This is a genomic window from Streptomyces sp. GB4-14, assembly GCF_022696125.1.
In the GTDB taxonomy this organism is placed as follows: Bacteria; Actinomycetota; Actinomycetes; order Streptomycetales; family Streptomycetaceae; genus Streptomyces; species Streptomyces werraensis.
The window spans coordinates 5,151,069-5,177,356 of record NZ_RZHO01000002.1; the positions used below are offsets into that span (position 1 = coordinate 5,151,069).

Sequence of the window (26,288 nt, forward strand, 5' to 3'; positions counted from 1 at the left end):
ACTAGGAGAAACAGCCGATGTCAGACAGCTCCATCCTGCCGCCGGCGCGGTTGCGCCCCGAAGCGGAGCTGGCGCGCGACGCCCTGTCCACTCCGGTGCTGTCCCGGGCCGCCCGGCTCGCCCGCTGGGCCGGCCCCGCGACCCGCGTGGACGCGGGCGGCGGACTGGTGGACGAGCAGCTCCCGGACGCGGCGGCGGAGTTGGGCCTGAGCGGGGAGGACGCCGCGGCCGACGCCGGCGAGGCGTGGCGGGTCGCCGTGGACACCGGACTCGTCGAGGTGGTCGACGAGGAGGAGGGCACCGTCCGCACGGGCGACGAGCTGTCGCTGCTCACCGGAGGCTCGCCGCAGGACGTGCTGAGCGTGTGGCTCGGCGCGCTGGAGACCGTGCTGGGCGACGCGAGCGTGCCCGACCTGGGCGGTCTCGTCGACGCCATCGCCGGGGGCGAGGGGTCGGGGGAGCTGGACCTCGACGCGCTGGACTGGAACCCGGAGGCCGAGGCGGAGTTCCTCGACGGGGTCCTCGGCAACCTGTACCTGCTGACCGTCGGCGAGGACAAGGCAGGTGACGCACCGGTGCCGCTGCCCGCGCTGGCCGCCTCCGTCATCGTGCCCGGCGACATGGCGGAGCCCACCAACGACGTCCTGGAGCAGGTGTCCGACGCGATGATGCGGCTGGACGACCAGTTCCGGATGCTGGAGCCGGTCGGGCTCGTCGAGTACCAGCCGGTTGACGAGGCGCTGATGACCGACGCCGACGAGGAGCCCGCCGCGCCGGTCGACGACACGGACGTCGCCCGCTACGGGCTGGTACGGCTCACCCCGCTCGGTCTGTACGGGCTGCGCGCCCGGCTGCTGGAGGCGGGCTTCGAGGCGCCCGCGGTCGGCGACCTCGCGGACAAGGGCGCCGACGTGCTGCTCGACGGCACGGCCGCGTACCCGCCGGCCGCCGCCCACGCCGAGACCGAGCACTGGCTGGAGCGGCGCCGGCCGCTGGAGGCAGCGCGGGAGCTGCTGGCCGCCGCGCGCGGCTCCGACGACGGGGCGCCGCTGCGGAGGCTGCGCTGCCAGCAGGCGCTGTCACTGGTGGGCGGCGCCGCGGAGCCGGCGCTGCGGGAGGTGCTGGACGACGCCGAACTCGGCGGTCTGGCGCGGGTGTGGCTCGCCGAGCACGGGGCCGCGGACGTGCCGCCGCCGTCCGAGGCGATGATCTTCTGGCTGACCATCGACACGGTGGCCGCGCAGCTCGCCGCCGAAGGCGACTCCGAGGAGCTGCGCTCACTGGTGGAGGGGCTGGCCCGGCAGCACAGCGGCTTCTTCGAGGCGGCGTGGCGGGTGGACCACCCGGCGACCGCGGACGTCCTGGAGGCGATGGGACGCCTTCACGCGGACAAGAAGATCGCGAAGGAAGCGCGGAAGGCGGCGTTCAAGGCGCGGTCGCAGCAGGGGAGCTGAAAGGGCGCCGCGAAGACCACGCCCGCATGCCGAGTGCGGCCTTCTGTCCCTACCTCGTCCACGAACGCCAGACCATGCCGGTGCCGAGGAAGAGACGCTTCGTCATGGACGGCAGTGCCTCGCTTGTAGCTTCGTGGGCCCGGACATCGCGGCACGAGAGGTGGAGCGAAGTGAGGCCTTACGAGGGCGTGCGCGGGACATCGAACCGGACAGACCCGAACCCGCCGGGGGCCGCAGTCGCGGCTGTGGCCCCCGGATGTGGGACGTTCAGACTACGGGTTGGGGGTCAGAGCGCCTGACCGGCCGGCTTGACCATGCCGCGGACCGTGCGGCCCTTCACGAACTCGCCCATCGCGGTCATCTCCCACTCGCCCGAGAACTGCCGGATCAGCTTCGCCATCATCACGCCCGTCTGCGGCTCGGCGCTCGTGAGGTCGAACCGGACCAGCTCCTCGCCGGTGGACGCGTCCAGCAGGCGGCAGTACGCCTTGGCGACCTCCGTGAACTTCTGGCCGGAGAACGAGTTCACCGTGAAGACCAGGCCGGAGACCTCCATGGGGAGGCGGCCGAGGTCCACGGTGATGACCTCGTCGTCACCGCCGCCCTCGCCCGTGAGGTTGTCACCGGAGTGCTGGATCGCGCCGCCGAGGATTTGCAGCTTGCCGAAGTAGCAGCTGTCGATGTGGTTGCGCTGCGGGCCGAAGGCGATGACCGACGCGTCCAGGTCGATGTCCTTGCCGCGGTAGGCGGGCTCCCAGCCGAGGCCCATCTGCACCCGGGACAGCAGCGGACGGCCGCCCTTCATCAGGGAGACCGTCTGGTTCTTCTGGAGGCTGACCCGGCCCTTGTCCAGGTTGATCTTGCCGGTGCCGGGTGCGGCGGCGGGCGGGGCCGGGGGAGCCGCCGGGGCGGGAGGCGCCTGCGGGGCGGCGGCCGGGGGAGCGGGCGGCGCGGCCTGCGGGGCCGGCGGGGTCACCGGCTGCGCCGGGGCGGCGGGCTCCTCGACGGAGACGCCGAAGTCCGTGGCGATGCCGGCCAGGCCGTTCGCGTAGCCCTGGCCGACCGCGCGGACCTTCCAGGCGCCGTTGCGCAGGTAGATCTCGACGACCACCAGGGCCGTCTCCGAGCCGAGCTGCGGGGGAGTGAAGGTCGCCAGGACGGCGCCGGTGTCCGCGTCACGGACGGTCGCGGTGGGCTCGATGCCCTGGAAGGTCTGGCCCGCCGCGTCGGGGCTCGCGGTCACGACGATCTTCTCGATGCCGGGGGGCACGGCCGCGGTGTCGACCGTGATGGCGTCGGGGGCCGTGCCGCTGCCGGAGCGGTACGTCACGCCCGGCCCCGTGGGCTGGTTGTAGAAGATGAAGTCGTCGTCGGAGCGCACCTTGCCGTCGGCGGTGAGCAGCAGGCCCGATACGTCGAGCCGCACGGGCGCGGCGACGTCCACCGTCACGCGGGCGGTGGGAAGAGGGATGTTCGAGCCGGGGGTCATAGCTGTCATGCCGGGTGAACGAGCGAGGCCGTTTTACCGTTCCCTTACCTGTGGTCCGTTCGGCGCAGCGGCTTCCTCCGACCTGTTTCAGCCCCGGTTGCGGGGGTGGGCCCGGGCCGTGCGTTCGTTGCCGCGGCGGTAGTCGCCGGTCCAGCGGGCCATGACGAGCTGCGGGTCGGCGGTCGTGACCTCGGTGAGGAAGCGGGCGGCCCGGTCGCCCCGCAGGACGGTGGCGCGGCGGCCCTGGTGGGTGATGTGGACGGTCCCGTCGGGGTGCGCCTCGTACGCGAAGCCGTTCGGTCGGGCCATGCCGGCGATCGTACGGGGAGGGGGCGCGGGCGCCCAGGGATTTGTTCCTCGGCGCCCGCGGCCCCTTCCTGCCCGGCCGGCAGCGCTACGGCACCACCACGATCTTGCGGCCCACGCCCGCCGCGAACTGCTCCAGCGCCTGCGGGTACCGGTCCAGGGGGAGGCGGTCGCTGATGAAGACGTCCGGGTCGAGGACGCCGTTCGCGAAGAGTTCCGCCGCGCGCTCGTAGCTGTGCAGGACGGCCATCGAGCCGGTGATGGTGATCTCCTGGTTGTAGATCCGGTACGGGTCGATCTCCACGCGGGTCGCGTAGTCGGCGACGCCGAACTGGAGGAACGTGCCCGCCTTCGCGACCCGGCCGAGGCCGTCCTGGATCGCCGCCGCGTTGCCCGTCGCGTCGATGACCAGGTCCCAGCCCTGCGGCCGGTCCAGCTCGTCCGGGGTGGCCGCGGACGCGGAGACCCCGAGCTTGCGGGCGGTCTCCAGGCGCGCCGGGTTCAGATCGACCATGTCGACGCTCGCCGCGCCGGTCCGCTTGGCCAGCTCCAGCATCATCAGGCCCATGGTCCCGGAGCCGTAGATCAGCACGTGCGCGCCGAGCCGCGACTGGAGCACGTCGTAGCCGCGCACCGCGCAGGACAGCGGCTCGATCAGCGCCGCGTCCTGGGTGCGGACGTGCTCGGGGAGCTTCACGCAGTTCGCCACCGGCGCCACCGCGTACTGCGCGGCGCCGCCCGCCGCGGTGACGCCGATCGCCGCCCACCGCTCGCACAGGTTGTTGTGGCCGGTACGGCAGTAGCGGCACTCGTAGCAGTACAGGGAGGGGTCGACGGCCACCTGGTCGCCGAGCGCCACCTCGGTGACCTGGGAGCCCACGCCGACCACCTCGCCGGCGAACTCGTGCCCCGGCACGATCGGCAGCTTGGGCGCGAACTCGCCCTGGAGGATGTGCAGATCCGTCCCGCACAGCCCGCACGCGGCGACCTCGACGACGACGTCCCTCGGGCCCGGCGTCGGGTCCGGGACCTCGGTGACGACGGCCCTGCCCACGGACTCGATGACGGCGGCCTTCATTTCACGGCTCCCAACGACAGGCCCTGGACGAGTTTGTCCTGGGCGGCGAACCCCGCGGCGAGCACCGGCAGGGAGATGACGAGCGACGCGGCGCACACCTTCGCCAGGAACAGGCCCTGGCTGGTGATGAAGCCGGTCAGGAAGACGGGGGCGGTTTCGGCGACCACGCCCGTCAGGACCCGGGCGAACAGCAGTTCGTTCCAGCTGAAGATGAAGCAGATCAGCGCCGTCGCCGCGATGCCCGGGAGGGCGATCGGGGCGATCACCCGGGTCAGCACCGTCGGCAGCCGGGCGCCGTCGATCTGGGCGGCCTCGACGACCGCGACCGGGATCTCGGAGAGGAAGGACTGCATCATCCACACCGCGATCGGCAGATTCATCGAGGTGTAGAGGATGACGAGCAGCCAGATGTTGTCGAGCATCCCGGCGTTCTTGGCGAACAGGTAGATCGGCAGCAGGCCGGCCACCACGGGCAGCATCTTGGTGGAGAGGAAGAAGAACAGGACGTCCGTCCACTTCTTCACCGGGCGGATGGACAGGGCGTACGCGGCGGGCAGGGCCAGCACGAGGACCAGGAGCGTCGAGGTCACGGACGCGACCGTCGAGTTGATCAGGGCGGGCCAGGGGCTGGCGCCGCCGTCCGCGCCGAAGAACTCGCGGTAGCCGTCCAGGGTGAGGGCGGCGCCCCACGAGGGCGGGTTGGTGGCCGCGTCCGTCTCGGAGTGGAAGGACGTCAGCGCCATCCAGGCGATGGGCAGGAAGAACACGATGCCGGCCAGCCAGGCGACCAGGCCGAGACCCGCTCCGCCGCGGAACCGGCCGCGGGTGCGTACGGCGGTGCTGCTCATGCGCGGGACACCTCCTCGCGGAACAGGGACGAGACCACGCGCAGGGCGAAGGTCGCGATGACGATGGAGCCGATGACGACCAGGACGCCGGCCGCCGAGGCGAGACCGTTCTCGTGCGCCTGGTAGAAGGTCTGGTAGACGGTGTAGGGCAGGTTGGCGGTGCCGAGACCGCCGGAGGTGAGGGTGAACACCGCGTCGAAGTTCTGCACGATGTAGATCGAGCCGAGCAGGGCGCCCAGTTCGAGGTAGCGGCGCAGGTGCGGCAGCGTGATGTGCACGAAGATCTGCCAGTCGCTCGCGCCGTCGACGCGGGCCGCCTCCAGCTGCTGCTGGTCCCGGCTCTGCAGCCCGGCCAGCAGGATGAGCATCATGAACGGCGTCCACTGCCACACCAGCGACGCCTGCACGGCGAGCAGCGGGGTGCCGGAGATCCAGTCGGGCTGAGGGCCGCCGACGTAGTGCAGCAGGCCGTTGAGCAGGCCGTACTCCGGGTTGTAGAGGACGTGCTTCCAGAGCAGGGCGGCGGCGACCGGGACCACCAGGAACGGCGCGATGAGCAGGGTGCGCACGACGGCCCGCCCCCGGAACCTCCGGTCCAGCAGCAGCGCGAGCAGCAGCCCGATCACCAGGCTGGCCAGGACCACGCCCACGGTGAGCAGGACGGTCGTCCAGACCGACTTGCGCAGCGCCGGGTCGGTCAGCACCTCCTGGTAGTTGGCGAACCCGGCGAAGTGACGGGCGTCCGGGTAGAGGGAGTTCCAGTCGAAGAACGAGATCACCAGGGTCGCCACGAACGGCAGCTGGGTGACCACGATCATGAAGATCAGGGCGGGCAGCAGCGGGGCGCGGGTGGCCCAGGCGCGCAGCCGGGCGGAGGGCCGGTGCGGTGCGGCGGACGTCTGTGGTGCGGCCGCGGGGGCCGTGGTCGTGGCGGTCATCGTCCCTCGTACTCCTCGGCGATCTCTTCTGCGAGCTGCTGGGACTTCCTCAGGGCCTCCTCGACGGACTGGCGTCCGGCGATGGCCGCGCTGATCTCCTGGGAGACCTTGGTGCCGAGATCGGTGAACTCCGGGATGCCGACGAACTGGATGCCGGGCGCCGGGCGGGGCTGGACGCCGGGGTCGTCGGGGCGGGCCTGCTCGATGGCCCGCTTGGTCATCTCCTGGAAGGCGGAGGCCTCCGCCCGGTAGTCGGGGTTGGCGTAGGTGGAGGCGCGCTTGCCGGCGGGGATGTTGGACCAGCCGACCTGCTCACCGGCCAGCTGCTCGTACTCCTTGCTGGACGCCCAGGACACGAACTTCCAGGCGTTGTCCGGGTTGCGGGAGGCGTTCTGGATGCCCCATGCCCAGGTGTAGAGCCAGCCGGACGACTCCGTCCTCTCCACCGGCGCCGGCGCGTAGCCGATCTTCCCGGCGACGGGGGAGCCGTCGGCCTCAAGGGAGCCGGCCGCGGACGTGGCGTCGTACCACATGGCGACCTTGCCCTGGGTCAGGTTGTTCAGGCACTCGGCGAATCCGGCCTGGGGCGCGCCCGACTCGCCGTGCTCCCGCACCAGGTCCACGTAGAAGTTGACGGCCTCCTTCCACTCGGGGGAGTCGAGACGCGCCTTCCAGTCCTTGTCGAACCAGGTGCCGCCGAAGGTGTTGACCACGGTGGTGAGCGGCGCCATGACCTCGCCCCAGCCGGGCAGTCCGCGCAGGCAGATGCCCTTCATGCCGGGCCGGGCGCCGTCCGCCTTCGCCGCGAGGTCGGCCACCTGCCGCCAGGTGGGCCGCTCGGGCATCGTCAGGCCCTTCTCCGCGAAGATGTCCTTGCGGTACATCAGGAACGACGACTCGCCGTAGAACGGCTGGCCGTACAGCTTGCCGTCCTCACCGGTGAGGGACTGCCGCATCGGCTCGAGGATGTCCTGCTGGTCGTACGCCCTGTCCTCGGCGACGTAGGCGTCCATCTCCTTCAGCCAGCCGTTCCTGGCGTAGATGGGTATCTCGTAGTTGGACAGGGTGGCCACGTCGTACTGGCCGGCCTGGTTGGCGAAGTCCTGGCTGATCTTGTCGCGGACGTCGTTCTCCGGCAGCACGGTGAAGTTCACCTTGATGCCGGTCTCCTTGGTGAAGTGTGCGGCGGTCAGCTTCTGCAACTCGACCATCTGCGAGTTGTTCACCATCAGGACGTTGATGGCGTCGCCGCCGGATCCGGCCCCGCCCGCTCCGACCCAGCAGCCGGAGAGCAGCGGGGCGATCAGCGTCCCTGCGGCGGCCGTGGCGAGTACGCCTCGTGGCCTCCGTCGGCTCTGGGTTCGCATGGATCGCTCCTGGACGTATAGGGAGACATCGGGCGTCACCTGGCATGGCTCGGCCCCGTGGGGACGTGGAAACGGTGTGCGGGCGGTGCGGTTCGGTACGTGGGGCGTCGTGTCAGACCCGGACGACCTGCGGCCCGAGCAGGGAGTAGCGGTGGGCCTCGGAGGCCGGGAGCAGGGTGCTCGTCACGATCGCCTCCAGCGCGCCGACCTCGGCGAACCGGCAGAAGCTGACCGCTCCGAACTTGGTGTGGACCCCCGCGAACACCACACGGCGGGCAGCCCGCACCGCCTGTGCCTTGACCTCGCTGACCGCCGGGTCGGGCGTGGTCAGGCCGTGTTCGCGGGAGATTCCGTTGGCGCCGATGAACGCCAGGTCGATGACGAAGCCGGAGAGCATCTTCGTCGTCCAGTGGTCCACGGTGGCGAGCGTCCCGGAGCGGACGCGGCCGCCGAGCAGCAGGACGGACGCGTTGCCGTTCTGCGCGAGGGCGCCCGCGACCGGCAGGGAGGCGGTGACCACGGTGAGCGGCCGGTCGGCGGGCAGGGCCTCGGCGATGAGCTGCGGGGTGAAGCCCTCGTCGACGAAGACCGTCTCGGCGTCCCCGAGCAGCTCCGCCGCGGCGGCCGCGACCCTGCGCTTCTCGGGGACGTGACTGGTGGCACGGAAGGCGAGCGTCGTCTCGAAGCCGGCGCTCTCCACGGGGTAGGCGCCGCCGTGGGTACGGCGGACCAGGCCGTGGTCCTCCAGGGCGCGGAGGTCACGGCGGACGGTCTCCTTGGCCACGCCGAGTTCGGCGGCGAGCGCGGTCACGTCGACCGAGCCGGTGGCTCGGGCCACCCGCACGATCTCACGTTGACGCTCCTCGGCCGTTCTGATGGCCATGGCCGGACCCCTGCTTTCTGCGCTGCCGCTGTGGTGCCTGGTGGTGCTCGGTTGCCCGTTCGGGCCTCTGGGGGAAGTTGTACAGCGGGGGCGGGTTGCTGACCAGGTCTGTTGCCGGTTCGTTGGTGCCCGGTTGTGCCCGGGTGGGCGGGTGGGTGCCCGGCTCGGACCTGGGTGGGGGGTGAGAGCGGGCAGGGCAGGTGCCCGAATGCGGCAGCGCGGGCGCCCGTTTCGTGCCCGCGCGCATCGGCGGGGGTGCGTTTCACGCCGCCGCGGACGGAGGTGAGGCGCGCCCTTCAGGGAGCGGGGAACCGTGCGATCGGCCCTGGACGGGCTGCGGTCGGCGGACGGCGGGTCTCGCGGGCGGGATGCCGGGCAGGCTCGGGGCGCGCGGGTCCGGGCGAGGCGCGTTGCGAGGCACCGCCCGCGCCCTGGGGGTACCTCGCAGCCCCTTGAGGCGGTGGGGCGGGCACGACTGCCCGCGGGCCGGGTGGACTGCGCCCCTCGGGGCCGCTCGGGTGCGGCGGCCGTAGGCGGCTGGGGCGGTGCGCCCCCTGAAGGGCGCGGGAAACCCGCGCGATCAACCCGTGACGGGCCGCGGACGGATCGCCGTCAGTAGGGCCAGATCGGGGGATCTGTCACGAAGTGGCCTCCCAGGCAGGCGTGGGACGGGTCCGACGAGGACAGCTCCCCCTGTTCCGCGATCAGCTTCTCCGCGAAGACCTCCGAGTCGTCCTGGGGGTCGTACCCCAACGCCCGCGCGGACCGGAGGTCCCACCACAGCCGCGTGTTCGCGGAGGAGCCGTACACCACCGTGTGCCCCACCCCCTCCGCCGTCAGCGCCGCATGGAACAGTCGCGCCCCGTCCGCCGGACTCATCCACACCGACAGCATCCGCACACTCGTCGGCTCCGGGAAGCAGGATCCGATCCGCACGGACACCGTCTCCATCCCGTGCTTGTCCCAGTACAGCTGCGCCAGATCCTCGCCGAAGCACTTGGACAGCCCGTAGAAGGTGTCCGGCCGGCGCGGGGTGTCGACGGGGATCAGCGGGTCGTCGCCCTGCGGCCGGGGGGTGTAGCCGACGGCGTGGTTGGAGGACGCGAACACGATCCGGCGTACCCCTTCCTCACGCGCGGCCTCGTACAGGTTGTACGTCCCCTCGATGTTCGCCCTGAGGATCTTGTCGAAGGACGCCTCCAGCGAAATCCCCGCCAGGTGCACGACCGCGTCGACCCCGCGCACCGCCTCCCGCACGGCGTCCCGGTCGCCCAGGTCGCCGACGACCGCGTCGGGCTCCCCGTCGATCGGCCGCATGTCGAACAGCCGCAGTTCGTACCCGTACCGCGGAAGCAGCTCCCGCATCAGCGTGCCGAGGCCGCCGGCGGCGCCGGTGAGCAGGACGGTGCGGGGAGCGGGCATCTGCGGGTCTCCTTGCGGCGCCGGCCGGAACAGATGGAGCGAACGTGCAGGTGGGCGCACGGCGTTCATGTGCGTGGACACGCTAAAGAGCCTGGGCGCTGCCCGTCAAGTATCCCCACCCCGCCCCTGCCGTGTCAGCCGCGCGCGACGATCCGCTTGACCCGCCTCCCCGCCCCGCCGTAGCGTGGTGGCGTTCAGAAATATGGACGACAATCAAGAGTGTGGACCACGACCAGGGAGAGCTTGTGACGTCAGCCCCTCTCGCCGCGCGACTCAGTATCCCCAGCGGGCCGCTGTTCTTCCCGGTCACCGCCTACGGACCCGACGGCGCCGTCGACCCTGACACGTACCGGCTCCATGTGCGGCGCGGAGTCGAGGCCGGGGCCGCCGCCGTCTTCGCCTGCTGCGGCACGGGCGAGTTCCACGCGCTGACACCCGAGGAGTTCCAGACCTGCGTGCGCGCGGCGGTGGAGGCCGCCGAGGGGCGCGTCCCGGTGGTCGCCGGCGCCGGCTACGGCACCGCCCTCGCCGTCCGCTACGCCCGCCTCGCCGAGGACGCCGGCGCCGACGGGCTGCTCGCCATGCCGCCGTACCTGGTCAAGGCCGGGCAGGAGGGGCTGGTGCGGCACTACCGCGAGCTGGCCGCCGCGACCCCCCTGCCCGTGATCGTCTACCAGCGGGACAACGCCGTCTTCACCCCCGCCACCGTCGTCGAACTCGCCCGCGCCGAAGGAATCGTGGGCCTCAAGGACGGCTGCGGCGACCTCGACCTGATGCAGCGCACGGTCAGCGCCGTGCGCGCGGCCGGCGTCGAGGACTTCCTGTACTTCAACGGGCTGCCCACCGCCGAGCTGACCCAGCCCGCCTACCGCGGTCTCGGCGTCACCCTGTACTCCTCGGCGGTGTTCTGCTTCGCGCCGGAGATCGCCCTCGCCTGCCACACCGCCCTGCGCACCGGCGACGAGGCCGGCGTGCGCCGTCTCGTCGACGGCTTCTACCGGCCGTTCGCCGAACTGCGCGACCGGGGCCAGGGATACGCCGTCTCGCTGGTCAAGGCGGGGGTGCGGCTGCGCGGGCTGGACGTGGGGGAGGTCCGTCCCCCGCTGCACGAGCCGGCCGGGGATCATCTCAAGCAGCTCGCTCGGCTGATCGAGCGGGGACAGGCGCTGCTCGAGGAGGGCATGTGAAGGCGTCGGCGTTCGTCTACCCCTGGGACGTCAACGGGGACCCCGGGGCGCCCGCGCGGCTCGCGGAGCTGGGCGCCGCGCAGGTGACCCTCGCCTCGGCCTACCACTCCACCCGCGCGCTGACCCCCCGTCACCCACGGACCCGCGTGGTCACCGCCGAGTACGCGGCCGTGCTGTACCCGCCCGAGGAGTCCCGCTGGGCCGGCCGCGCACTGCGCCCCCACCCGGCCGGCCACTGGGCGCCGGGGGACGCCTTCGGCGAGGCCGCCGCCGCGCTCACGGACGCCGGTCTGGAGGTGCACACCTGGGTGGTGCTCGCCCACAACTCCCGGCTCGGCGCGGAACACCCGGACACCTCCGTGGTGAACGCCTACGGCGACCGCTACCCCTGGGCGCCCTGCGTCGCGCAGCCGGACACCCGCGCGTATCTCACCGGCCTCGCCGCCGAGGCGGCCGTGCGGCCCGGGGCGCGCGGCACCGAGCTCGAGTCGCTCGGCTGGTACGGCCTGGCCCATCTGCACGCCCACGACAAGACCGCCGGGGTCCCGCTCGGGGACGCCGGGCAGTACCTGATGTCCCTGTGCTTCTGCCCCGCCTGCCGGGACGGCTACGGGACGGAAGGGCTGGACCCGGACGACCTCGCCGCCGCCGTACGGGACGCCCTGGATCCGGTGTGGCGGGGGGAGGCGCCGTCCGGGGGCGGCTGGACGGGCGTCGAGAAGCTGCTCGGCGACACCCGGGCGAACGCCACGCGCGCGTGGCGCGACCGCACCGCCCGCACCCTCCAGGAGGGGGCCGTCGCCGCCGTACGCCGGGCCGCGCCCGACGGCTTCCAGGTGCTGCTGCACGCCGACCCGGTGTCCTACCACTGCGGCGCCAACGCCGGCGTCGACCCCGCGCACATCCTCTCCGTCGCCGACGGCGTGGTCGTCCCCTGCACCGGCGGCCCCGGCCTGATCACCCCGTTCGCCCGCGAGGGCCGGGAGGGCGCCGTGCTCGCCGCCAACTTCACCGTCGTCTCCGGCATGGGCGGCAGCCCCGGCACCCTCGCGGCCGACGCGGAGGGGGCGCGCCGGCTGGGCGCGACCGAGCTGCGGCTCTATCACGCGGGACTGGCGTCGGACGCGGACCTCGCCGCCGTACGGTCGGCGCTGGCCGCCCTCTGACCGAGCAGCACCGCCGCCGTCACCGCCAGCACCATCCCGAGTCCGGCCAACTGTGCGCGGTGGTCCAGGACTTCGACCAGTGCCGCGCCCGCCGCGAGACCGGCCACGTTCGGGGTGAACACCAGGGTGTTGGCGGTGGCGGTGACCCGGCCCAGCAGCGGGCCGGGCGTGCGCTGCTGCACACCCGTGAGCGCGGCGATCAGCGCGGCGGGCAGCCCCAGGCCGATCGCCGCGGCACACGCCCACGCCACCGCGTCGGACGGCACCGCGCGCAACGCCACCGCGACGGCCAGAAGGCCGATGCCGTACGCGGCGAACCGCCGTGCGCCCAGCCGCCGCAGGCCCGGGCCCGACAGCAGCCCCACCGTCACGGACCCCGCGCCCTGCACGGCGTACAGCACACCGGCGTACGCGGGGGAGTGGCCCAGATCCTCGACCACCGCGTACGTCAGCGCCCCGCTCACGCCCGCGCACAGCATGGTCACCCCGCCCGCCAGGACCAGCGGACGCAGCACCGGGTCCCGCCACAGGTGCCGGACGCCCTCGGCGGTCGCGCTCCGGCCGCTCTCCCGCGTCCGGGCCGGCCGCTCCTCCCGCACCCGCAGCGACACGTACACCAGCGCCGCAGCCATGAAGCTCGCCGCGTCCAGGACGGCGACGCCGGACCCGCCGTACGCCGTGTAGAGGCCCGCGCCCGCCAGCGGGGCGAGCAGCTTCATGCCCTCGTTGGCCGTCATCCGCAGCCCGTTGAAGTCCCCCAGAAGGGAACGGTCCACGGCGCCCGCGACCAGCGCCGACTCCGCCGCGTCGTGCACGGTGCCGGTCGCGCCGTACACGAACAGCACCGCGTAGAGCAGCCACAGCTCTCCCGGCGCGTCCACCGCGCACAGCGTGAGCAGCAGCGCCGCCATGAACAGGCTCAGCGCGACCAGCAGCGGCCGGCGGCGGTGCCGGTCGGCGAGCGTGCCGAGGACCGGGCCCGCCAGTGTGGGCGCCCACATCGCCAGCAGACACAGCGCCGCCAGCCCGTCCGAGCCGGTGAGGTCCTTGACCCACACCCCCGACGCCAGCCACAGAGCGGAGGTGCCGAACCCGGAGACCACCACCGCCGTCAGACACCGGCCCGCCGTGCGGTCGCGCAGCACGCGGACCGCCGTCCATCTCGTCGTCATGCCTGGTCATCGTGGTCCTAAGGCGGCGGTGACGGCATCGGGCGAATGCCCTAGGGAGCGAGCGGGGGGCGGGCGCGGGACCCGCCCGCCGATGAGTTCCGCGGCCGTGACCGGTCACCCCTTCGTACGCCACCGCATCCCGGGAGCAGCCATGACCGACACTCCGCTCGACCTCGGACCGCAGACCAGGATCGTCGCCCGCCTCGCCGAAGGGGTGACCGACGCGCAGCTGGCGGACGGTACGCCCTGCCCGCGGTACGCCGTGCGCCATCTCCTGGGCCACCTCCTCGGACTGGCCGTCGCCTTCCGCGACGCGGGCCGCAAGGACCTCGGGACCACCACGGACACCGATCCGCAGGACGCCCTGCCGGACGTCGGACCCGCCTGGCGCGCCGAACTGCCCAAGGCGCTCGACGAACTCGCCGAGGCCTGGCGGGATCCGGCGGCCTGGACCGGCATGACGCGCGCCGGAGGCATCGACATGCCGGGTGAGGTCACCGCCGCCGTCGCCGTCGACGAACTGGTGGTCCACGGCTGGGACCTGGCCCGCGCGACCGGGCAGCCGTACACGCCCGACCCCGCCGCGCTGGAGCGCGCGCACGCCTTCCTGCTGGCCGCCGCCGAGGAGGACGACCGGGGCGGGGGCATCTTCGGACCCGTCGTCGCCGTCCCGGCCGACGCCCCGCTGCTGGACCGGACGATCGGCCTCAGCGGCCGCGACCCGGGCTGGACCAGGCACGCGTGAGAAGGCGGCCTGGACCGCGCGGAGGGGGAGCTGGCCCGGGCCCGTCGTGAGAGCCCCGCGTACCCGGTGAGGACGGCGACGCGGGGTTTCGCGCGTTTCACCGCGCGAAACCGAACGCCGTGACCGGCCGCGCGGTGAGAAGCACCTTCACCTTCCTTTGTCAGAAGCATTGACGAAACACCCGGCCGCTCCTACGGTCATCCGCGTCGTACTTCGTACGTCATATATGAGACGCGATACGCGAGATCCGATACGCGATCCGACGCGAGATCCGAGAGGCGCGCATGACCTCTGTGCCCACGCCGATCCCCTCCCGCACGCAGTACGTGCTGGAGGAGATCAAACGCCGCATCCTCACCGGCCGGCTCACCCCCGGCCAGGCCCTGGTCGAGACCGACCTCGCCGCGCAGTTCGGGGTGTCCAAGACCCCGGTGCGGGAGGCGCTCAAGACCCTGGCCGGCACCGGACTGGTGGTCATGAGCCAGTACAAGGGCGTCACGGTGCGCATGGTCGACGCGGACATGGCGCGCGAGGTGTACGACGTGCGGCTGCTGCTCGAACCGGAGGCGCTGAAGCGCGCCGTGCGCCGCGGCGCCTCCCTCGACGACGCCCGCGAGGCGCTCACCCGCGCCGACGAGGCCACCGACACCGCCGAACGCTCCCTCGCCAACCGCGAGTTCCACCGCGCCCTCTACCTGCCCTGCGGCAACCCGCTGCTCGGCCGGATGCTCGACGAGGTCCGCGACCAGGCCGCCCTGGTCTCCGCTGTCGCCTGGGCCGCCGACCCCTCCTGGGAGCGCGAGGCGGACGAGCACCGCGTGATTCTCGACCTGGCCCTCGCCGGGGACGCGGACGGCGCCGCCCGCGCCCTGCACGCGCACATCGCGTCCTTCGTGCGACGCGCCTTCCCCGAGGCGCAGTTCGAGGCGGAGTTCGCGGCGGCGGAGGAATCCCGGAAGGACGGTCAGGCATGACGGCGACGTCTCCCACCCAGGCGCACGCGCCCCGGGCGGCCGGGGCCCCGTCGTTCGAGGCGCAGCGCGCCGCCCTGGCCGACGTGGTGGCGATCCCCGTCACCCCGTTCGCCGAGGACGGCTCCGTCGACCCGGACACCTACCGGGCGCTGCTGCGCCGCCTCCTCGACGGCGGCATCACCACCCTCACGCCCAACGGCAACACCGGCGAGTTCTACGCCCTCACCCCCTCCGAGCGGCGCCTCGTCACCGAGCTGACCGTCGAGGAGGCCGGCGGCCGCGCCGCGATCCTCGTCGGCGTCGGCCACGACGTGCCCACCGCCGTCGCCTCCGCGCGGCACGCCCGCGAGCTCGGCGCGCAGATGGTGATGGTGCACCAGCCCGTCCACCCGTACGTCTCGCAGAGCGGCTGGGTCGACTACCACCGGGCCATCGCCGAGGCGGTGCCCGAGCTGGGGGTCGTCCCCTACCTCCGCAACGCGCAGCTCTGCGGCGCCCGGCTCGCCGAACTCGCCGACGCCTGCCCCAACGTGATCGGCGTGAAGTACGCGGTGCCGGACGCCGCCCGGTTCGCCGCGTTCGCGCGGGACGCGGGCCTGGAACGCTTCGTGTGGGTGGCGGGCCTCGCCGAGCCGTACGCCCCTTCCTACTTCTCCGCCGGGGCGACCGGCTTCACCTCGGGCCTGGTCAACGTCGCCCCGTCCGTGTCGCTGGCCATGCTGGAGGCGCTGCGCTCCGGCGACTACCCGACCGCCATGAAGGTGTGGGAGCAGATCCGCCGCTTCGAGGAACTGCGCGCCGCCAACGGCTCCGCCAACAACGTCACCGTCGTCAAGGAGGCCCTCGCCTCCCTCGGGCTGTGCCGCCGTGAGGTCCGCCCGCCCAGCAGGCCGCTGCCCGAGGGCGAGCGCGCCGAGGTCGCCGCCATCGCCGCCGGATGGTCGATATGAAGTCACCCGAAGAGCTCCGCAGCCACCAGTGGTACGGCACGGACGGACTGCGCTCCTTCAGCCACCGCGCCCGGACCCGCCAGCTCGGCTACCTGCCCGAGGAGCACCTGGGCAAGCCGGTCGTCGCGATCCTCAACACCTGGTCCGACATCAACCCCTGCCACGTCCACCTGCGCGACCGTGCGCAGGCCGTGAAGCGGGGCGTGTGGCAGGCGGGCGGCTTCCCGCTGGAGTTCCCGGTCTCCACCCTCAGCGAGACCTTCCAGAAGCCGACCCCCATGCTCTACCGCAACCTCCTCGCCCTGGAGACCGAGGAGCTGCTGCGCTCGTACCCGGTCGACGGGGCCGTGCTGATGGGCGGCTGCGACAAGTCCACGCCCGCCCTCCTGATGGGCGCCGCGAGCGCCGGACTGCCCGCCGTGTTCGTGCCCGCCGGGCCGATGCTGCCCGGGCACTGGCGCGGCGAGACCCTCGGCTCCGGCACCGACATGTGGAAGTACTGGGACGACAAGCGGGCCGGCGTCATCGGCGACTGCGAGATGCAGGAGCTGGAGAGCGGCCTGGCCCGCTCGCCCGGCCACTGCATGACCATGGGCACCGCGTCCACGCTGACCGCCGCCGCCGAGGCGCTCGGCGTCACCGTGCCCGGCGCGTCCAGCATCCCGGCCGTCGACTCCGGGCACGACCGGATGGCCGCGAAGGCCGGCATGACGATCGTCGACCTCGTCCACAAGGACCGCAGGATCGGCGACATCCTCACCGCGGAGGCCTTCGAGGACGCGGTCACGACCGTCCTCGGACTCGGCGGCTCCACCAACGCCGTCATCCACCTGATCGCGATGGCCGGACGCGCGGGAGTGAAGCTCACCCTCGACGACTTCGACCGCGTCGCCCGCACGGTCCCCGTGCTCGCCAACGTACGGCCCGGCGGACGGACGTACCTGATGGAGGACTTCCACTTCGCGGGCGGGCTGCCCGGGTTCCTCTCCCGCATCCCGGACCTGCTGCACCTGGACCGTCCCACCGTCTGCCACGACACCCTGCGCGACCAGCTCGCCGGCGCACGGGTGCACAACGACGATGTGATCCGCACCCGCGACAACCCGGTCGCGGCCGAGGGCGGGGTGGCCGTGCTGCGCGGCAACCTCTGCCCCGACGGCGCCGTCATCAAGCACATCGCCGCCGAGCCGCACCTGCTCAAGCACACCGGGCCCGCCGTCGTCTTCGACGACTACAAGGAGATGCAGCGGACCATCAACGACCCGGCGCTGGGCATCACCGCGGACAGCGTGCTGGTGCTGCGCAACGCGGGCCCCAAGGGCGGCCCGGGCATGCCCGAGTACGGCATGCTGCCGCTGCCCGACCACCTGCTCAAGCAGGGCGTGCGCGACATGGTCCGGATCTCCGACGCCCGCATGAGCGGCACGAGTTACGGCGCCTGCGTGCTGCACGTCGCCCCCGAGTCGTACGTCGGCGGACCGCTCGCGCTGGTGCGCACCGGCGACCCCATCACCCTCGACGTCGAGAACCGCACCCTCACCCTCGACGTGGACGACGAGGAGCTGCGCCGCCGCCGCGCGGCATGGACGCCGCCGCCCGCGCGCTACGAGCGCGGCTACGGCGCGCTCTACAACGACCAGATCACCCAGGCCGACACCGGCTGCGACTTCGAGTTCCTCGCCCGGCCGGGCACCGTCCAGGACCCGTACGCGGGCTGACCCGCCCGCCCGGGCGGAACCGGCTCCCGCACACCCGTGCAGAAAGCGCTTCCTATCCGTCCCGTGCACCACCCCCGCACCGCCCAGGCACCCCGCACAGCACGACGTACCGAGAAACGGAGAACAGTCATGGCCCAAGCCGCAGCCGTGGCGAAACCGCCCGCGCCACCGAGGCGGCGCCGTGCCTCCGCCACACCCCGCCGACTGCCCTACCTGCTGATCGCGCCGGCCGCCCTGCTCATGCTGGGGTTCATCGCCTACCCGGTGCTCAGCGTCTTCTGGTACAGCCTGCGGGACTACAACCCCACCAAGCCCTGGCGGAACGGCTTCGCGGGACTCGACAACTTCACCCGCATCTTCACCGAGGACCCCTTGTTCCGGGACACCCTCGTCTTCAGCGCCAAGTGGGTGTTCGTCGAGGTCGGCCTGCAGCTGATGTTCGGCCTCGCCCTCGCCCTCATCGTCAACCAGACCTTCGTCGGCCGGGCGCTGGGCCGCGCGCTGGTCTTCTCCCCGTGGGCCGTCTCCGGCGTGCTCACCTCCGCGATCTGGGTGCTGCTCTACAACTCCCAGACGGGCATCACCCGTTACCTCGCGGACATGGGCATCGGCGAGTACGGCGTGAGCTGGCTGTCGGACACCTCCACCGTGTTCCCCGCCGCGGTCGTCGCCGACCTGTGGCGCGGGGTGCCCTTCTTCGCGATCCTCATCCTCGCCGACCTCCAGTCCGTCTCCAAGGACCTGTACGAGGCCGCCGAGGTGGACGGCGCCGGCCGCTTCAAGCAGTTCTGGCACATCACCCTGCCGCACCTGAAGGACGCCATCATCCTCTCCACGCTGCTGCGCGCCGTGTGGGAGTTCAACAACGTCGACCTGCTCTACACGCTGACCGGCGGCGGCCCCGCCGGCTCGACCACCACGCTGCCGCTGTACATCGCCAACACCTCCGTCGACGCCCACGACTTCGGCTACGCGTCGGCCCTGACCACGGTGGCGTTCGTGATCCTGCTCTTCTGCTCGATGGTCTACCTGCGGCTGAGCAAGTTCGGAGGCGAGAAGTGATCACCAAGGAGGCCGCCCCGGCCGCCCCCGCCCCCGCCCCGGCCGTCCCCGAGCCGCCGCGCCCCGCGAAGCGGCGCCGGGCCTGGGACGAGGCGCCCCGCTGGCAGATCTACCTGCCGCTCGGCATCTACCTCGTCTTCACCCTCGTCCCCTTCTACTGGATCCTGCTGTTCGCGCTGCGCCCGGCCGGCTCCACCTCGCTCGTGCCCTGGCCGATGACCACCGCCCACTTCGAGAAGGTGTGGACGGACCGAGGCTTCGGCACCTTCTTCCAGAACAGCGTCCTCGTCGGCGTCGCCACCCTGTTCATGACCACCCTGGTCGCCCTGGCCGGCGGCTACGCGCTCGCCCGGTTCGACTTCCGGATCAAGCGCGGCTTCATGCTGGCGCTGCTCTGCTCGCAGTTCGTGCCCGGCGCGCTGCTGCTGGTGCCGCTGTTCGAGATCTTCGCCGAGCTGCGGATGATCAATTCCCTGGGCAGCGTCATCATCGCCGAGACGGTGTTCCAGCTGCCGCTGTCGATGATCCTGCTGAGCAACTTCATCAAGAACGTGCCCTACTCGCTGGAGGAGGCCGCCTGGGTCGACGGCTGCAACCGGTTCCGGGCGTTCCGGGTGGTCGTCCTGCCGCTGCTGCGGCCTGGTCTGATCGCCGTCGGCTCCTTCGCCTTCGTGCACTCCTGGAACCACTTCCTGTTCGCCCTGATGTTCCTCAACAACCAGGAGAAGCAGACGATCCCGGTCGGCCTCAACACGCTGATGAGCGCGGACAGCGTCGACCTCGGCGCGCTCGCCGCGGGCGGCATCATCGCGGCCGTCCCCGTCGTGATCGTGTTCGCCTTCATCCAGAAATGGCTGATCACCGGCTTCAGCGCGGGGGCGGTGAAGGGATGACCGCCTCGTCCGCCGCCCCCGGCGCCCCGCTCCCCGTCGTCCTGGCCGGCGCCCGCGGTCACGGCCGCTGGCACGTGGAGAACATCCGCCGTCTCCAGGCGCAGGGCCTGGTCCGGCTCGTGGGCGTCTGCGAACTCACCCCGCTCACCGAGGACGAGTTCGGCGGTGAGCTGCCCGAACAGTCCGACGACTTCGGGGCGCTCCTCGACTCCACCGGCGCCCGCGCCGCGGTGGTCTGCACCCCCATCCCCACCCACACCGCCCTCGCGCTCACCGCCGCGGAACGGGGCGCGCACCTGCTGCTCGAGAAGCCTCCGGCCCCGTCGTACGCCGAGTTCCGGCGGATGGCGGACGGGGTCGCCGCGGCCGGGGTGGCCTGCCAGATCGGCTTCCAGTCGCTCGGCTCGCACGCCGTGCCCGCGATCCGTGACCTGATCGCCGAGGGCGCCGTCGGGCGGGTGACGGGGATCGGCGGGGCCGGCGCCTGGGTGCGCCCCGAGGCGTACTTCCGCCGCGCGCCCTGGGCGGGCCGCCGACGCCTCGACGGCGTCGACGTGGTCGACGGGGCGCTCACCAACCCCCTCGCGCACGCCGTCGCCACCGCCCTCGCGCTCGCCGGGAGCACCCGCGCCGAGGACGTCGCCGGCATCGAGACGGAGCTGCTGCGCGCCAACGACATCGAGTCCGACGACACCTCCTGCGTCCGCGTCACCACCGTCCAGGGAGGCCCGGTCACCGTCGCCGCCACCCTGTGCGCGGAGCGGGCCGACGAGCCGTACGTCGTGGTGCACGGCACCAGCGGCCGGATCACCTTCTGGTACAAGCAGGACCGCGTCCTGCTCCAGCGCGCGGACCACGGCCCCGAGGAACTCCGCTTCGGCCGCACCGACCTGCTGGAGAACCTCGTCGCCCACCTGAGTGACGGCAGCCCGCTGCTGGTCACCCCCGACGACACCGGCGCCTTCATGCAGGTCGTCGAGGCCATCCGCACCGCACCCGACCCGGCCCCCCTGCCCGACGGCGCCTGGCGCCGCGTCCCCGGCGAGGACCGCCGGGTGGTGCCCGGCGTCGACGCCCTGGTCGCGGCCGCCGCGGACCGCCTGTCCCTCTACTCCGAGCTGGGCGCCCCCTGGGGCCGACCCGCCGGACACCACCTGCCGAAAGAGGTGAGCACCCGATGACCGTCAACGACTCCGTGGTGCTGCGCGTCGCCGGACGGCCCGTCGGCCGGTACGTCACCCGGCCGGAACTGCCGCCCCGGCTCTCCCCGCGGCCCTACCTCCACCCCGTCACCACCCTGGCCGGCACGGCGGTCACCGAGCTGAGCCCCGCCGACCACGCACACCACCTCGGCGTCGGTGTCGCCGTTCCCGACGTCGAGGGGTTCAACTTCTGGGGCGGACGCACCTACGTCCAGGGCCGCGGCCCCACCGAGCTGGACAACCACGGCGCCCAGCGGCACACCGCCTACCACCGGCGCGAGGCCGACGGCTTCACCGAGGAGCTGCGCTGGACGGCCGCGCCCGGCGAACTGCTGCGTGAGCGGCGCACGGTCGTGGCGACCGCCCTCACCGACAGCGCGTGGGCCCTCGACCTCGCCTTCGCGCTCACCAACGTCTCCGGACGCCCGCTGTCCGTCGGCAGCCCCGCCACCAACGGGCGGCCCGGCGCCGCCTACGGGGGCTTCTTCTGGCGGGCCCGCAAGGAGGACACCGCGCCCGACGTGTTCACCGCGGCGGCCGACGGCACGGACGCGGCGCACGGGCGGACCGCCGACTGGGTCGCCCTGGCCGGTTCCGCCTGGACCCTCGTCTTCGCCGCGGCCACGGAGACGACCCGCCGCGACCCCTGGTTCGTGCGCACCGAGGAGTACCCGGGCGTCGGCTCCTCCCTCGCGCACGACGCGCGGCTGCCCGTCCCGCCCGGGGAGACGGTGGAACGCCGGGTCGTCACCGTCGTCGCCGACGGCCGGCTCGGCCGCCAGGAGGCCGCCGCCCTGGTCACGAAGGCGGTGACCGCATGAGCGCCGCCCCCGACGACCCCGTCTACCGCAACCCGGTTCTCGACGCCGACTGGTCCGACCCCGACGTGATCCGCGTCGGCGACGACTTCTACCTCACCGCGTCCAGCTTCGGCCGCGTCCCGGGACTGCCCCTGCTGCACTCCCGCGACCTGGTCAACTGGACCCTCGTCGGCCACGCCCTCGGGCGGCTGGAACCCGAGGGCGAGTTCGCCGTGCCCCGGCACGACTGCGGGGTGTGGGCGCCGTCCCTGCGCCACCACGACGGCCGCTTCTGGATCTTCTGGGGCGACCCCGACCAGGGCGTCTTCCAGGTCAACGCCCCGGAGATCCGCGGCCCGTGGACCCGCCCGCACCTGGTCAAGGCCGGCAAGGGACTGATCGACCCCTGCCCGCTGTGGGACGACGAGACCGGTGAGGCGTACCTCGTGCACGCCTGGGCCAAGTCCCGCTCCGGCGTCAAGAACCGCCTCACCGGCCACCGGATGCACCCGCACGGCACCGAACTCCTCGACGAGGGCAAGGTGATCGTCGACGGCGACCGCCTCCCCGGCTGGTTCACCCTCGAAGGGCCCAAGCTGTACCGGCACGACGGCTGGTTCTGGATCCTCGCCCCCGCCGGGGGAGTGGAGACCGGCTGGCAGGGCGCCTTCCGCTCCCGCGCCTTCTTCGGCCCCTACGAGGAGAAGGTGGTCCTGGAGCAGAAGGACACCGACGTCAACGGCCCGCACCAGGGCGGCTGGGTGCGCACCCCGTCCGGCGAGGACTGGTTCCTGCACTTCCAGCAGCGCGGCGCCTACGGCCGGGTCGTCCACCTCCAGCCGATGCGGTGGGACGGTGGGGGAGGCTGGCCGGTGATCGGGGACGACGGCGCACCCGTCACCGAGCACCGCCGCCCGGACCTTCCGCCGCAGAAGCCCGCCGCGCCCGCCACCGACGACGACTTCCCCGGCGGACGCCCCGGCCGCCAGTGGCAGTGGACGGCCAATCCCCGGGACGGCTGGGCCACCCACCACTCCGCCGACGGGCTGCGCCTCACCTGCGTCCGCACCCCCGGCGCCCACGACCTACGGCTGCTGCCCAACGTCCTCACCCAGCGGCTGCCCGGCACCCCGTGCACCGTCGAGGTGGACCTGCGGCTCGAGTCCGGCGAACCCGGGGCGCGCGCCGGACTCACGGTCCTCGGCGACGCCTACAGCTGGATCGGGCTCGAGCGCGGTCCGGACGGCACCGTGCGGCTCGTGCACCGGTTCGCCGAGACGGTGGCCGAACAGGAGCGGGACGCCGCGCCCCCGCGCCCCGCCCCCGGGGGCCGGGCCCGGCTGCGCGTCGACATCGGCGCCGGCGCGCGCTGCCGCTTCTCGTACGACACGGGGGACGACACCCAAGGCGGCGCCGGGGAGGGCTTCCGCCCCTCCGGTCAGGTCTTCGCCGCGACCCCCTGGCGCTGGGTCGGTGCTCTGCTCGGCCTGGTCGCCGTGGCGCCCACCGGTCAGGGACACGCCGGTACCGCCACGTTCACGCAGTTCAGGATCCGTATCCAGGAGAAGAGAGCCGACCGATGAAGATCAGCATTCTCGGAAGAAGCACGGGCAGAGGACGTCGCGGCAGGACGTCGGCGGCCGTCGCCCTGGGAGCGGTCCTCGCGCTGACCGCCACCGCCTGCGGGGACGACGGCAGCGGCGGCGCGGGCGCCGAGGGCGACGGCAAGGGCGAGATCGTCTTCTGGGACAACAACGGCGGTGTCCGCACCGACATCTGGAAGGAGATCATCGCCGACTTCGAGAAGGCCAACCCGGACATCGACGTCCAGTACGTCGGCATCGCCTCCACCGAGTACCAGTCCAAGGTGGACACCGCCATCCAGGGCGGCAGCATGCCGGACGTGGGCGGCATCAGCGCCTCGATGCTCGCGGGCTTCGCCGCCCAGGGCGCGCTGGAGCCGCTGGACGAGCGGCTGGAGGGCTCGTCGCTGAACGGCAAGCTGAACAAGGACATGATCGAGTCGCTGCGGGCGGCCGGCGGCGGGGACGACCGGCTGTACTCCGTGCCGACCTCCGCCAACAACGGCGTCCTGTACTACCGCACCGACATGTTCGAGAAGGCGGGCCTGGAGGAGCCGACCACCTGGGACCGCTTCTTCGAGGCCGCGGAGAAGCTCACCGACAAGGGCAGCAACCGCTTCGGCTACACCATCCGCGGCGGCGCCGGCTCCATCGCCCAGGCCCTCGACGCGATGTACGGGCAGTCCGGCATCACCTCGTTCTGGGACTCCACCGGCAGGAAGACCACGGTCAACGACCCGAAGAACGTGAAGGCGCTGGAGAAGTACGCGGCCCTGTTCAAGAAGGTCACCCCCGCCGCCGACCTCAACAACGACTTCACCAAGATGGTCGCGCAGTGGGACTCCGGCGAGATCGGGATGCTGAACCATAACCTGGGCTCCTACCAGGACCATGTGAAGGCGCTGGGCGTGGGCAAGTTCCGGGGCATCCCGCAGCCGATCGGCCCCGACGGCAAGCGGGTGCAGGTCTCCAACCCGGTCGACGGCATAGGCCTGTTCAAGAGCTCCAAGAACAAGGACGCCGCCTGGAAGTTCATCGAGTTCGCCGTGTCGGCGCAGTCGAACTCGAAGTTCAACGAGTCGGCGGGGCAGGTGCCGGCGCACGCGGACGCCGCGAAGGACGCGTGGATCGCGAAGGCGGAGCCGACGAAGCTGGCCGCCGACGCGCTGAGCGACGGCTCGACGACCATCGTGCAGCTGCCGTACTACCTGCCGGACTGGAACACCATCTCCAAGGCGGACAACGAGCCCAACTTCCAGAAGGTGCTGTTGGGGGACATGACGGCGAAGGCGTTCCTGGACGGGCTGGCCGAGCAGTTGAACGAGGCTCAGGCCGAGTGGGACGAGCAGATGGGGTGATCGCCTGTTCGGCCGGGGCGGTCTGCGGTTTCGCGGCCGCGGGCCGTCCCCGGCCGGGCGCGCAGGCGCTGTCCCTGGCGCTGTGGCAGGAGCTCGGGCCCGACGTGACACAGACGTACTTCGACGGGACCGGCACCGAGCAGGACAACACGTACTTCTCCCCGACGGGCGCGACCGCCGTGGCACGGCTGGTCGCCCGGGAGCCGCCGCGCCCCCGGGTGCTCGCGCCGCACGGCGTGCGGCGGCTGGACGAGGAGATCCCGCCGTCGTGGATCACCTGGCCCGAGGCCGCCGCATAACACCCCCCGACCACGAACAGGAGAGCCGCACCATGAACGTTCGCGTATGGCATGGGCATGGCAGAAGAGTCGGTGTGCTGGCCGGCTGCACCGCCCTCGTGCTGACCCTGGCCGGCACCGCCGCGCAGGCCCACACCCCCGGGCACCACGACCCCGCCCGCCGGACCCTCCCCGCGGGGGACGGCTGGGCGTCCTACGGCTCGGGCACCACCGGAGGCGCCGCCGCCGACGCCGCGCACGTGCGCACCGTGACCGACTGGGCCCAGTTCACCGCCGCCCTCGCGGAGGGCGGGGACGCCCCGAGGATCATCAAGGTGAAGGGCACCATCGACGCCGTCGCCGGCGGCTGCGACGCGTTCGCCGTCCCCGGCTACGACTTCGACGCCTACCTGGAGACGTACGCCCCCGAGACATGGGGCCTGGATCGGGACCTCACCGACGAGCCCGACGACAGCCCCGAGGGGCTGCGCCGCGCCTCCGCCGCCCGCCAGAACGCGGTGATCAAGGTGAACGTCCCCTCCCACACCACGATCATCGGCGTGGGACGCGACGCCGCCATCAAGGGCGCGAGCCTCCAGATCAAGGAGGTGGACAACGTCGTCGTCCGCAACCTCACCCTGGAGAGCCCCGTCGACTGCTTCCCGCAGTGGGACCCCACCGACGGCGACCGGGGCAACTGGAACAGCGAGTACGACACCGTCGTCGTGCACGGCTCGACCCATGTGTGGCTGGACCACAACACGTTCACCGACGGCGCCCACCCCGACAGCGCGGCCCCCACCCACTTCGGCATGCTCTACCAGCAGCACGACGGCGAGCTGGACATCGTCAAGGGCGCGGACTACGTCACCGCCTCCTGGAACGTCTTCACCGAGCACGACAAGACGATCCTCATCGGCAACAGCGACAGCGAGTCCACCGCCGTGGGCGACCGGGGCAAGCTGAAGGCGACCTTCCACCACAACCTGTTCACGGACCTCACCGAGCGCACCCCGCGCGTCCGGTTCGGGCAGGTCGACGTCTACAACAACCACTTCGTGGCCGGCTCCGGGTACGGCTACAGCTTCGGCGTCGGCAAGGAGTCCCAGCTCGTCGCCGAGCACAACGCGTTCACCCTGCCCGAGGGGATCAGCCCGGCGAAGGTCCTCAAGCGCTGGAACGACTCGCCCCTCACCGCCCGGCACAACCTGGTCAACGGCAGGCCGGTCGACCTGATCGCCGTGCACAACGCGGAGATCCCCGAAGAGACCCTGCGCTCCGGCGCCGGCTGGACGCCCACCCTGCGCAAGACCGTGCACCCCGCGTGGGCGGTGCCCGCCCTGGTCCGTCTCGGCGCGGGCGCGGGCCGCCTCCGCTGACCCCGCACGCCGTCCTGGACCGCCGGTGCGGTCCGC

At 72.5% G+C, this 26,288-nt stretch carries 23 protein-coding genes and 1 pseudogene; 15 read left to right on the forward strand and 9 right to left on the reverse strand.

The window, feature by feature from the left end:
- The first annotated feature begins 17 nt into the window (after window positions 1–17).
- On the forward strand, window positions 18–1,454 hold the full coding sequence (locus ELQ39_RS24740; RefSeq protein WP_190005139.1) for a hypothetical protein: 1,437 nt from the start codon (window positions 18–20) through the stop codon (window positions 1,452–1,454).
- Between the two features lie 286 nt (window positions 1,455–1,740).
- On the opposite strand, the gene ELQ39_RS24745 is transcribed toward ELQ39_RS24740, so the two are convergent.
- The 8 genes from ELQ39_RS24745 to ELQ39_RS24780 form a co-directional block, all read right to left on the reverse strand.
- Window positions 1,741–2,943 (reverse strand): TerD family protein, encoded by a 1,203-nt coding sequence (locus ELQ39_RS24745; protein WP_242595652.1) that lies wholly within the window; start codon window positions 2,941–2,943, stop codon window positions 1,741–1,743.
- An 87-nt stretch (window positions 2,944–3,030) separates the two neighbouring features.
- On the reverse strand, window positions 3,031–3,252 hold the full coding sequence (locus ELQ39_RS24750; protein ID WP_242594007.1) for a hypothetical protein: 222 nt from the start codon (window positions 3,250–3,252) through the stop codon (window positions 3,031–3,033).
- Between the two features lie 85 nt (window positions 3,253–3,337).
- On the reverse strand, window positions 3,338–4,327 hold the full coding sequence (locus ELQ39_RS24755; protein WP_242594008.1) for a zinc-dependent alcohol dehydrogenase family protein: 990 nt from the start codon (window positions 4,325–4,327) through the stop codon (window positions 3,338–3,340).
- Window positions 4,324–5,175 carry a carbohydrate ABC transporter permease gene (locus tag ELQ39_RS24760; RefSeq protein WP_242594009.1) on the reverse strand — a complete coding sequence of 284 codons (852 nt, stop codon included), beginning with the start codon at window positions 5,173–5,175 and terminating at the stop codon, window positions 4,324–4,326. The genes ELQ39_RS24755 and ELQ39_RS24760 overlap by 4 nt, the downstream gene beginning before the upstream one ends.
- A complete protein-coding gene (locus tag ELQ39_RS24765; RefSeq protein ID WP_190005136.1) occupies window positions 5,172–6,113 on the reverse strand; it encodes a carbohydrate ABC transporter permease in 942 nt (313 codons plus the stop codon). The genes ELQ39_RS24760 and ELQ39_RS24765 overlap by 4 nt, the downstream gene beginning before the upstream one ends.
- Complete coding sequence (locus tag ELQ39_RS24770; RefSeq protein WP_242594010.1) at window positions 6,110–7,480, reverse strand: ABC transporter substrate-binding protein; 1,371 nt, start codon at window positions 7,478–7,480, stop codon at window positions 6,110–6,112. The genes ELQ39_RS24765 and ELQ39_RS24770 overlap by 4 nt, the downstream gene beginning before the upstream one ends.
- A gap of 112 nt (window positions 7,481–7,592) precedes the next feature.
- Window positions 7,593–8,363 carry a DeoR family transcriptional regulator gene (locus tag ELQ39_RS24775; RefSeq protein ID WP_190005134.1) on the reverse strand — a complete coding sequence of 257 codons (771 nt, stop codon included), beginning with the start codon at window positions 8,361–8,363 and terminating at the stop codon, window positions 7,593–7,595.
- 612 nt (window positions 8,364–8,975) lie between these two features.
- On the reverse strand, window positions 8,976–9,785 hold the full coding sequence (locus tag ELQ39_RS24780; protein ID WP_242594011.1) for an NAD-dependent epimerase/dehydratase family protein: 810 nt from the start codon (window positions 9,783–9,785) through the stop codon (window positions 8,976–8,978).
- Window positions 9,786–10,030: 245 nt separating this feature from the next.
- Here ELQ39_RS24780 and ELQ39_RS24785 point away from each other — a divergent pair, with 245 nt between their 5' ends.
- Window positions 10,031–10,972, forward strand: a complete 942-nt coding sequence (locus ELQ39_RS24785; protein ID WP_242594012.1) for a 5-dehydro-4-deoxyglucarate dehydratase — start codon at window positions 10,031–10,033, stop codon at window positions 10,970–10,972.
- A complete protein-coding gene (locus ELQ39_RS24790) occupies window positions 10,969–12,138 on the forward strand; it encodes a hypothetical protein (protein ID WP_242594014.1) in 1,170 nt (389 codons plus the stop codon). Before ELQ39_RS24785 ends, ELQ39_RS24790 begins: the two co-directional genes overlap by 4 nt.
- Here the strand turns inward: ELQ39_RS24790 and ELQ39_RS24795 are convergent.
- The gene (locus ELQ39_RS24795) at window positions 12,075–13,310 is read right to left on the reverse strand and encodes an MFS transporter (RefSeq protein WP_242594016.1); all 1,236 of its coding nucleotides are present in this window, start codon (window positions 13,308–13,310) and stop codon (window positions 12,075–12,077) included. The genes ELQ39_RS24790 and ELQ39_RS24795 overlap by 64 nt on opposite strands.
- A gap of 151 nt (window positions 13,311–13,461) precedes the next feature.
- Here ELQ39_RS24795 and ELQ39_RS24800 point away from each other — a divergent pair, with 151 nt between their 5' ends.
- From ELQ39_RS24800 to ELQ39_RS24855, 12 genes and pseudogenes are all read left to right on the forward strand, one after another.
- Complete coding sequence (locus ELQ39_RS24800; RefSeq protein WP_190005129.1) at window positions 13,462–14,055, forward strand: TIGR03086 family metal-binding protein; 594 nt, start codon at window positions 13,462–13,464, stop codon at window positions 14,053–14,055.
- Between the two features lie 284 nt (window positions 14,056–14,339).
- The gene (locus ELQ39_RS24805) at window positions 14,340–15,029 is read left to right on the forward strand and encodes a GntR family transcriptional regulator (RefSeq protein WP_190005128.1); all 690 of its coding nucleotides are present in this window, start codon (window positions 14,340–14,342) and stop codon (window positions 15,027–15,029) included.
- Window positions 15,026–15,979 (forward strand): dihydrodipicolinate synthase family protein, encoded by a 954-nt coding sequence (locus ELQ39_RS24810; RefSeq protein WP_242594018.1) that lies wholly within the window; start codon window positions 15,026–15,028, stop codon window positions 15,977–15,979. Before ELQ39_RS24805 ends, ELQ39_RS24810 begins: the two co-directional genes overlap by 4 nt.
- Window positions 15,967–17,697: an L-arabinonate dehydratase gene (gene araD, locus ELQ39_RS24815; protein ID WP_242594019.1), complete on the forward strand. Its 1,731-nt coding sequence runs from the start codon at window positions 15,967–15,969 to the stop codon at window positions 17,695–17,697. Before ELQ39_RS24810 ends, araD begins: the two co-directional genes overlap by 13 nt.
- 129 nt (window positions 17,698–17,826) lie before the next feature.
- Complete coding sequence (locus ELQ39_RS24820; RefSeq protein ID WP_242594021.1) at window positions 17,827–18,759, forward strand: carbohydrate ABC transporter permease; 933 nt, start codon at window positions 17,827–17,829, stop codon at window positions 18,757–18,759.
- Window positions 18,756–19,652 (forward strand): carbohydrate ABC transporter permease, encoded by an 897-nt coding sequence (locus ELQ39_RS24825; protein WP_190005124.1) that lies wholly within the window; start codon window positions 18,756–18,758, stop codon window positions 19,650–19,652. Before ELQ39_RS24820 ends, ELQ39_RS24825 begins: the two co-directional genes overlap by 4 nt.
- Window positions 19,649–20,833, forward strand: coding sequence for a Gfo/Idh/MocA family protein (locus tag ELQ39_RS24830; RefSeq protein ID WP_242594023.1), 1,185 nt, complete (start codon window positions 19,649–19,651; stop codon window positions 20,831–20,833). Before ELQ39_RS24825 ends, ELQ39_RS24830 begins: the two co-directional genes overlap by 4 nt.
- Window positions 20,830–21,675 carry a PmoA family protein gene (locus ELQ39_RS24835; RefSeq protein WP_242594025.1) on the forward strand — a complete coding sequence of 282 codons (846 nt, stop codon included), beginning with the start codon at window positions 20,830–20,832 and terminating at the stop codon, window positions 21,673–21,675. Before ELQ39_RS24830 ends, ELQ39_RS24835 begins: the two co-directional genes overlap by 4 nt.
- Window positions 21,672–23,237: a glycoside hydrolase family 43 protein gene (locus tag ELQ39_RS24840; protein ID WP_242594027.1), complete on the forward strand. Its 1,566-nt coding sequence runs from the start codon at window positions 21,672–21,674 to the stop codon at window positions 23,235–23,237. The genes ELQ39_RS24835 and ELQ39_RS24840 overlap by 4 nt, the downstream gene beginning before the upstream one ends.
- Window positions 23,234–24,595 (forward strand): ABC transporter substrate-binding protein, encoded by a 1,362-nt coding sequence (locus ELQ39_RS24845; RefSeq protein ID WP_190005120.1) that lies wholly within the window; start codon window positions 23,234–23,236, stop codon window positions 24,593–24,595. The genes ELQ39_RS24840 and ELQ39_RS24845 overlap by 4 nt, the downstream gene beginning before the upstream one ends.
- A 62-nt stretch (window positions 24,596–24,657) precedes the next feature.
- Window positions 24,658–24,894: pseudogene (locus ELQ39_RS24850) on the forward strand (rhamnogalacturonan acetylesterase); the annotation flags it as partial.
- 32 nt (window positions 24,895–24,926) lie between these two features.
- Entirely contained in the window at window positions 24,927–26,252 is a 1,326-nt protein-coding gene (locus ELQ39_RS24855; protein ID WP_242594029.1) for a pectate lyase family protein, read from the forward strand.
- The last annotated feature ends 36 nt before the right edge of the window (window positions 26,253–26,288 follow it).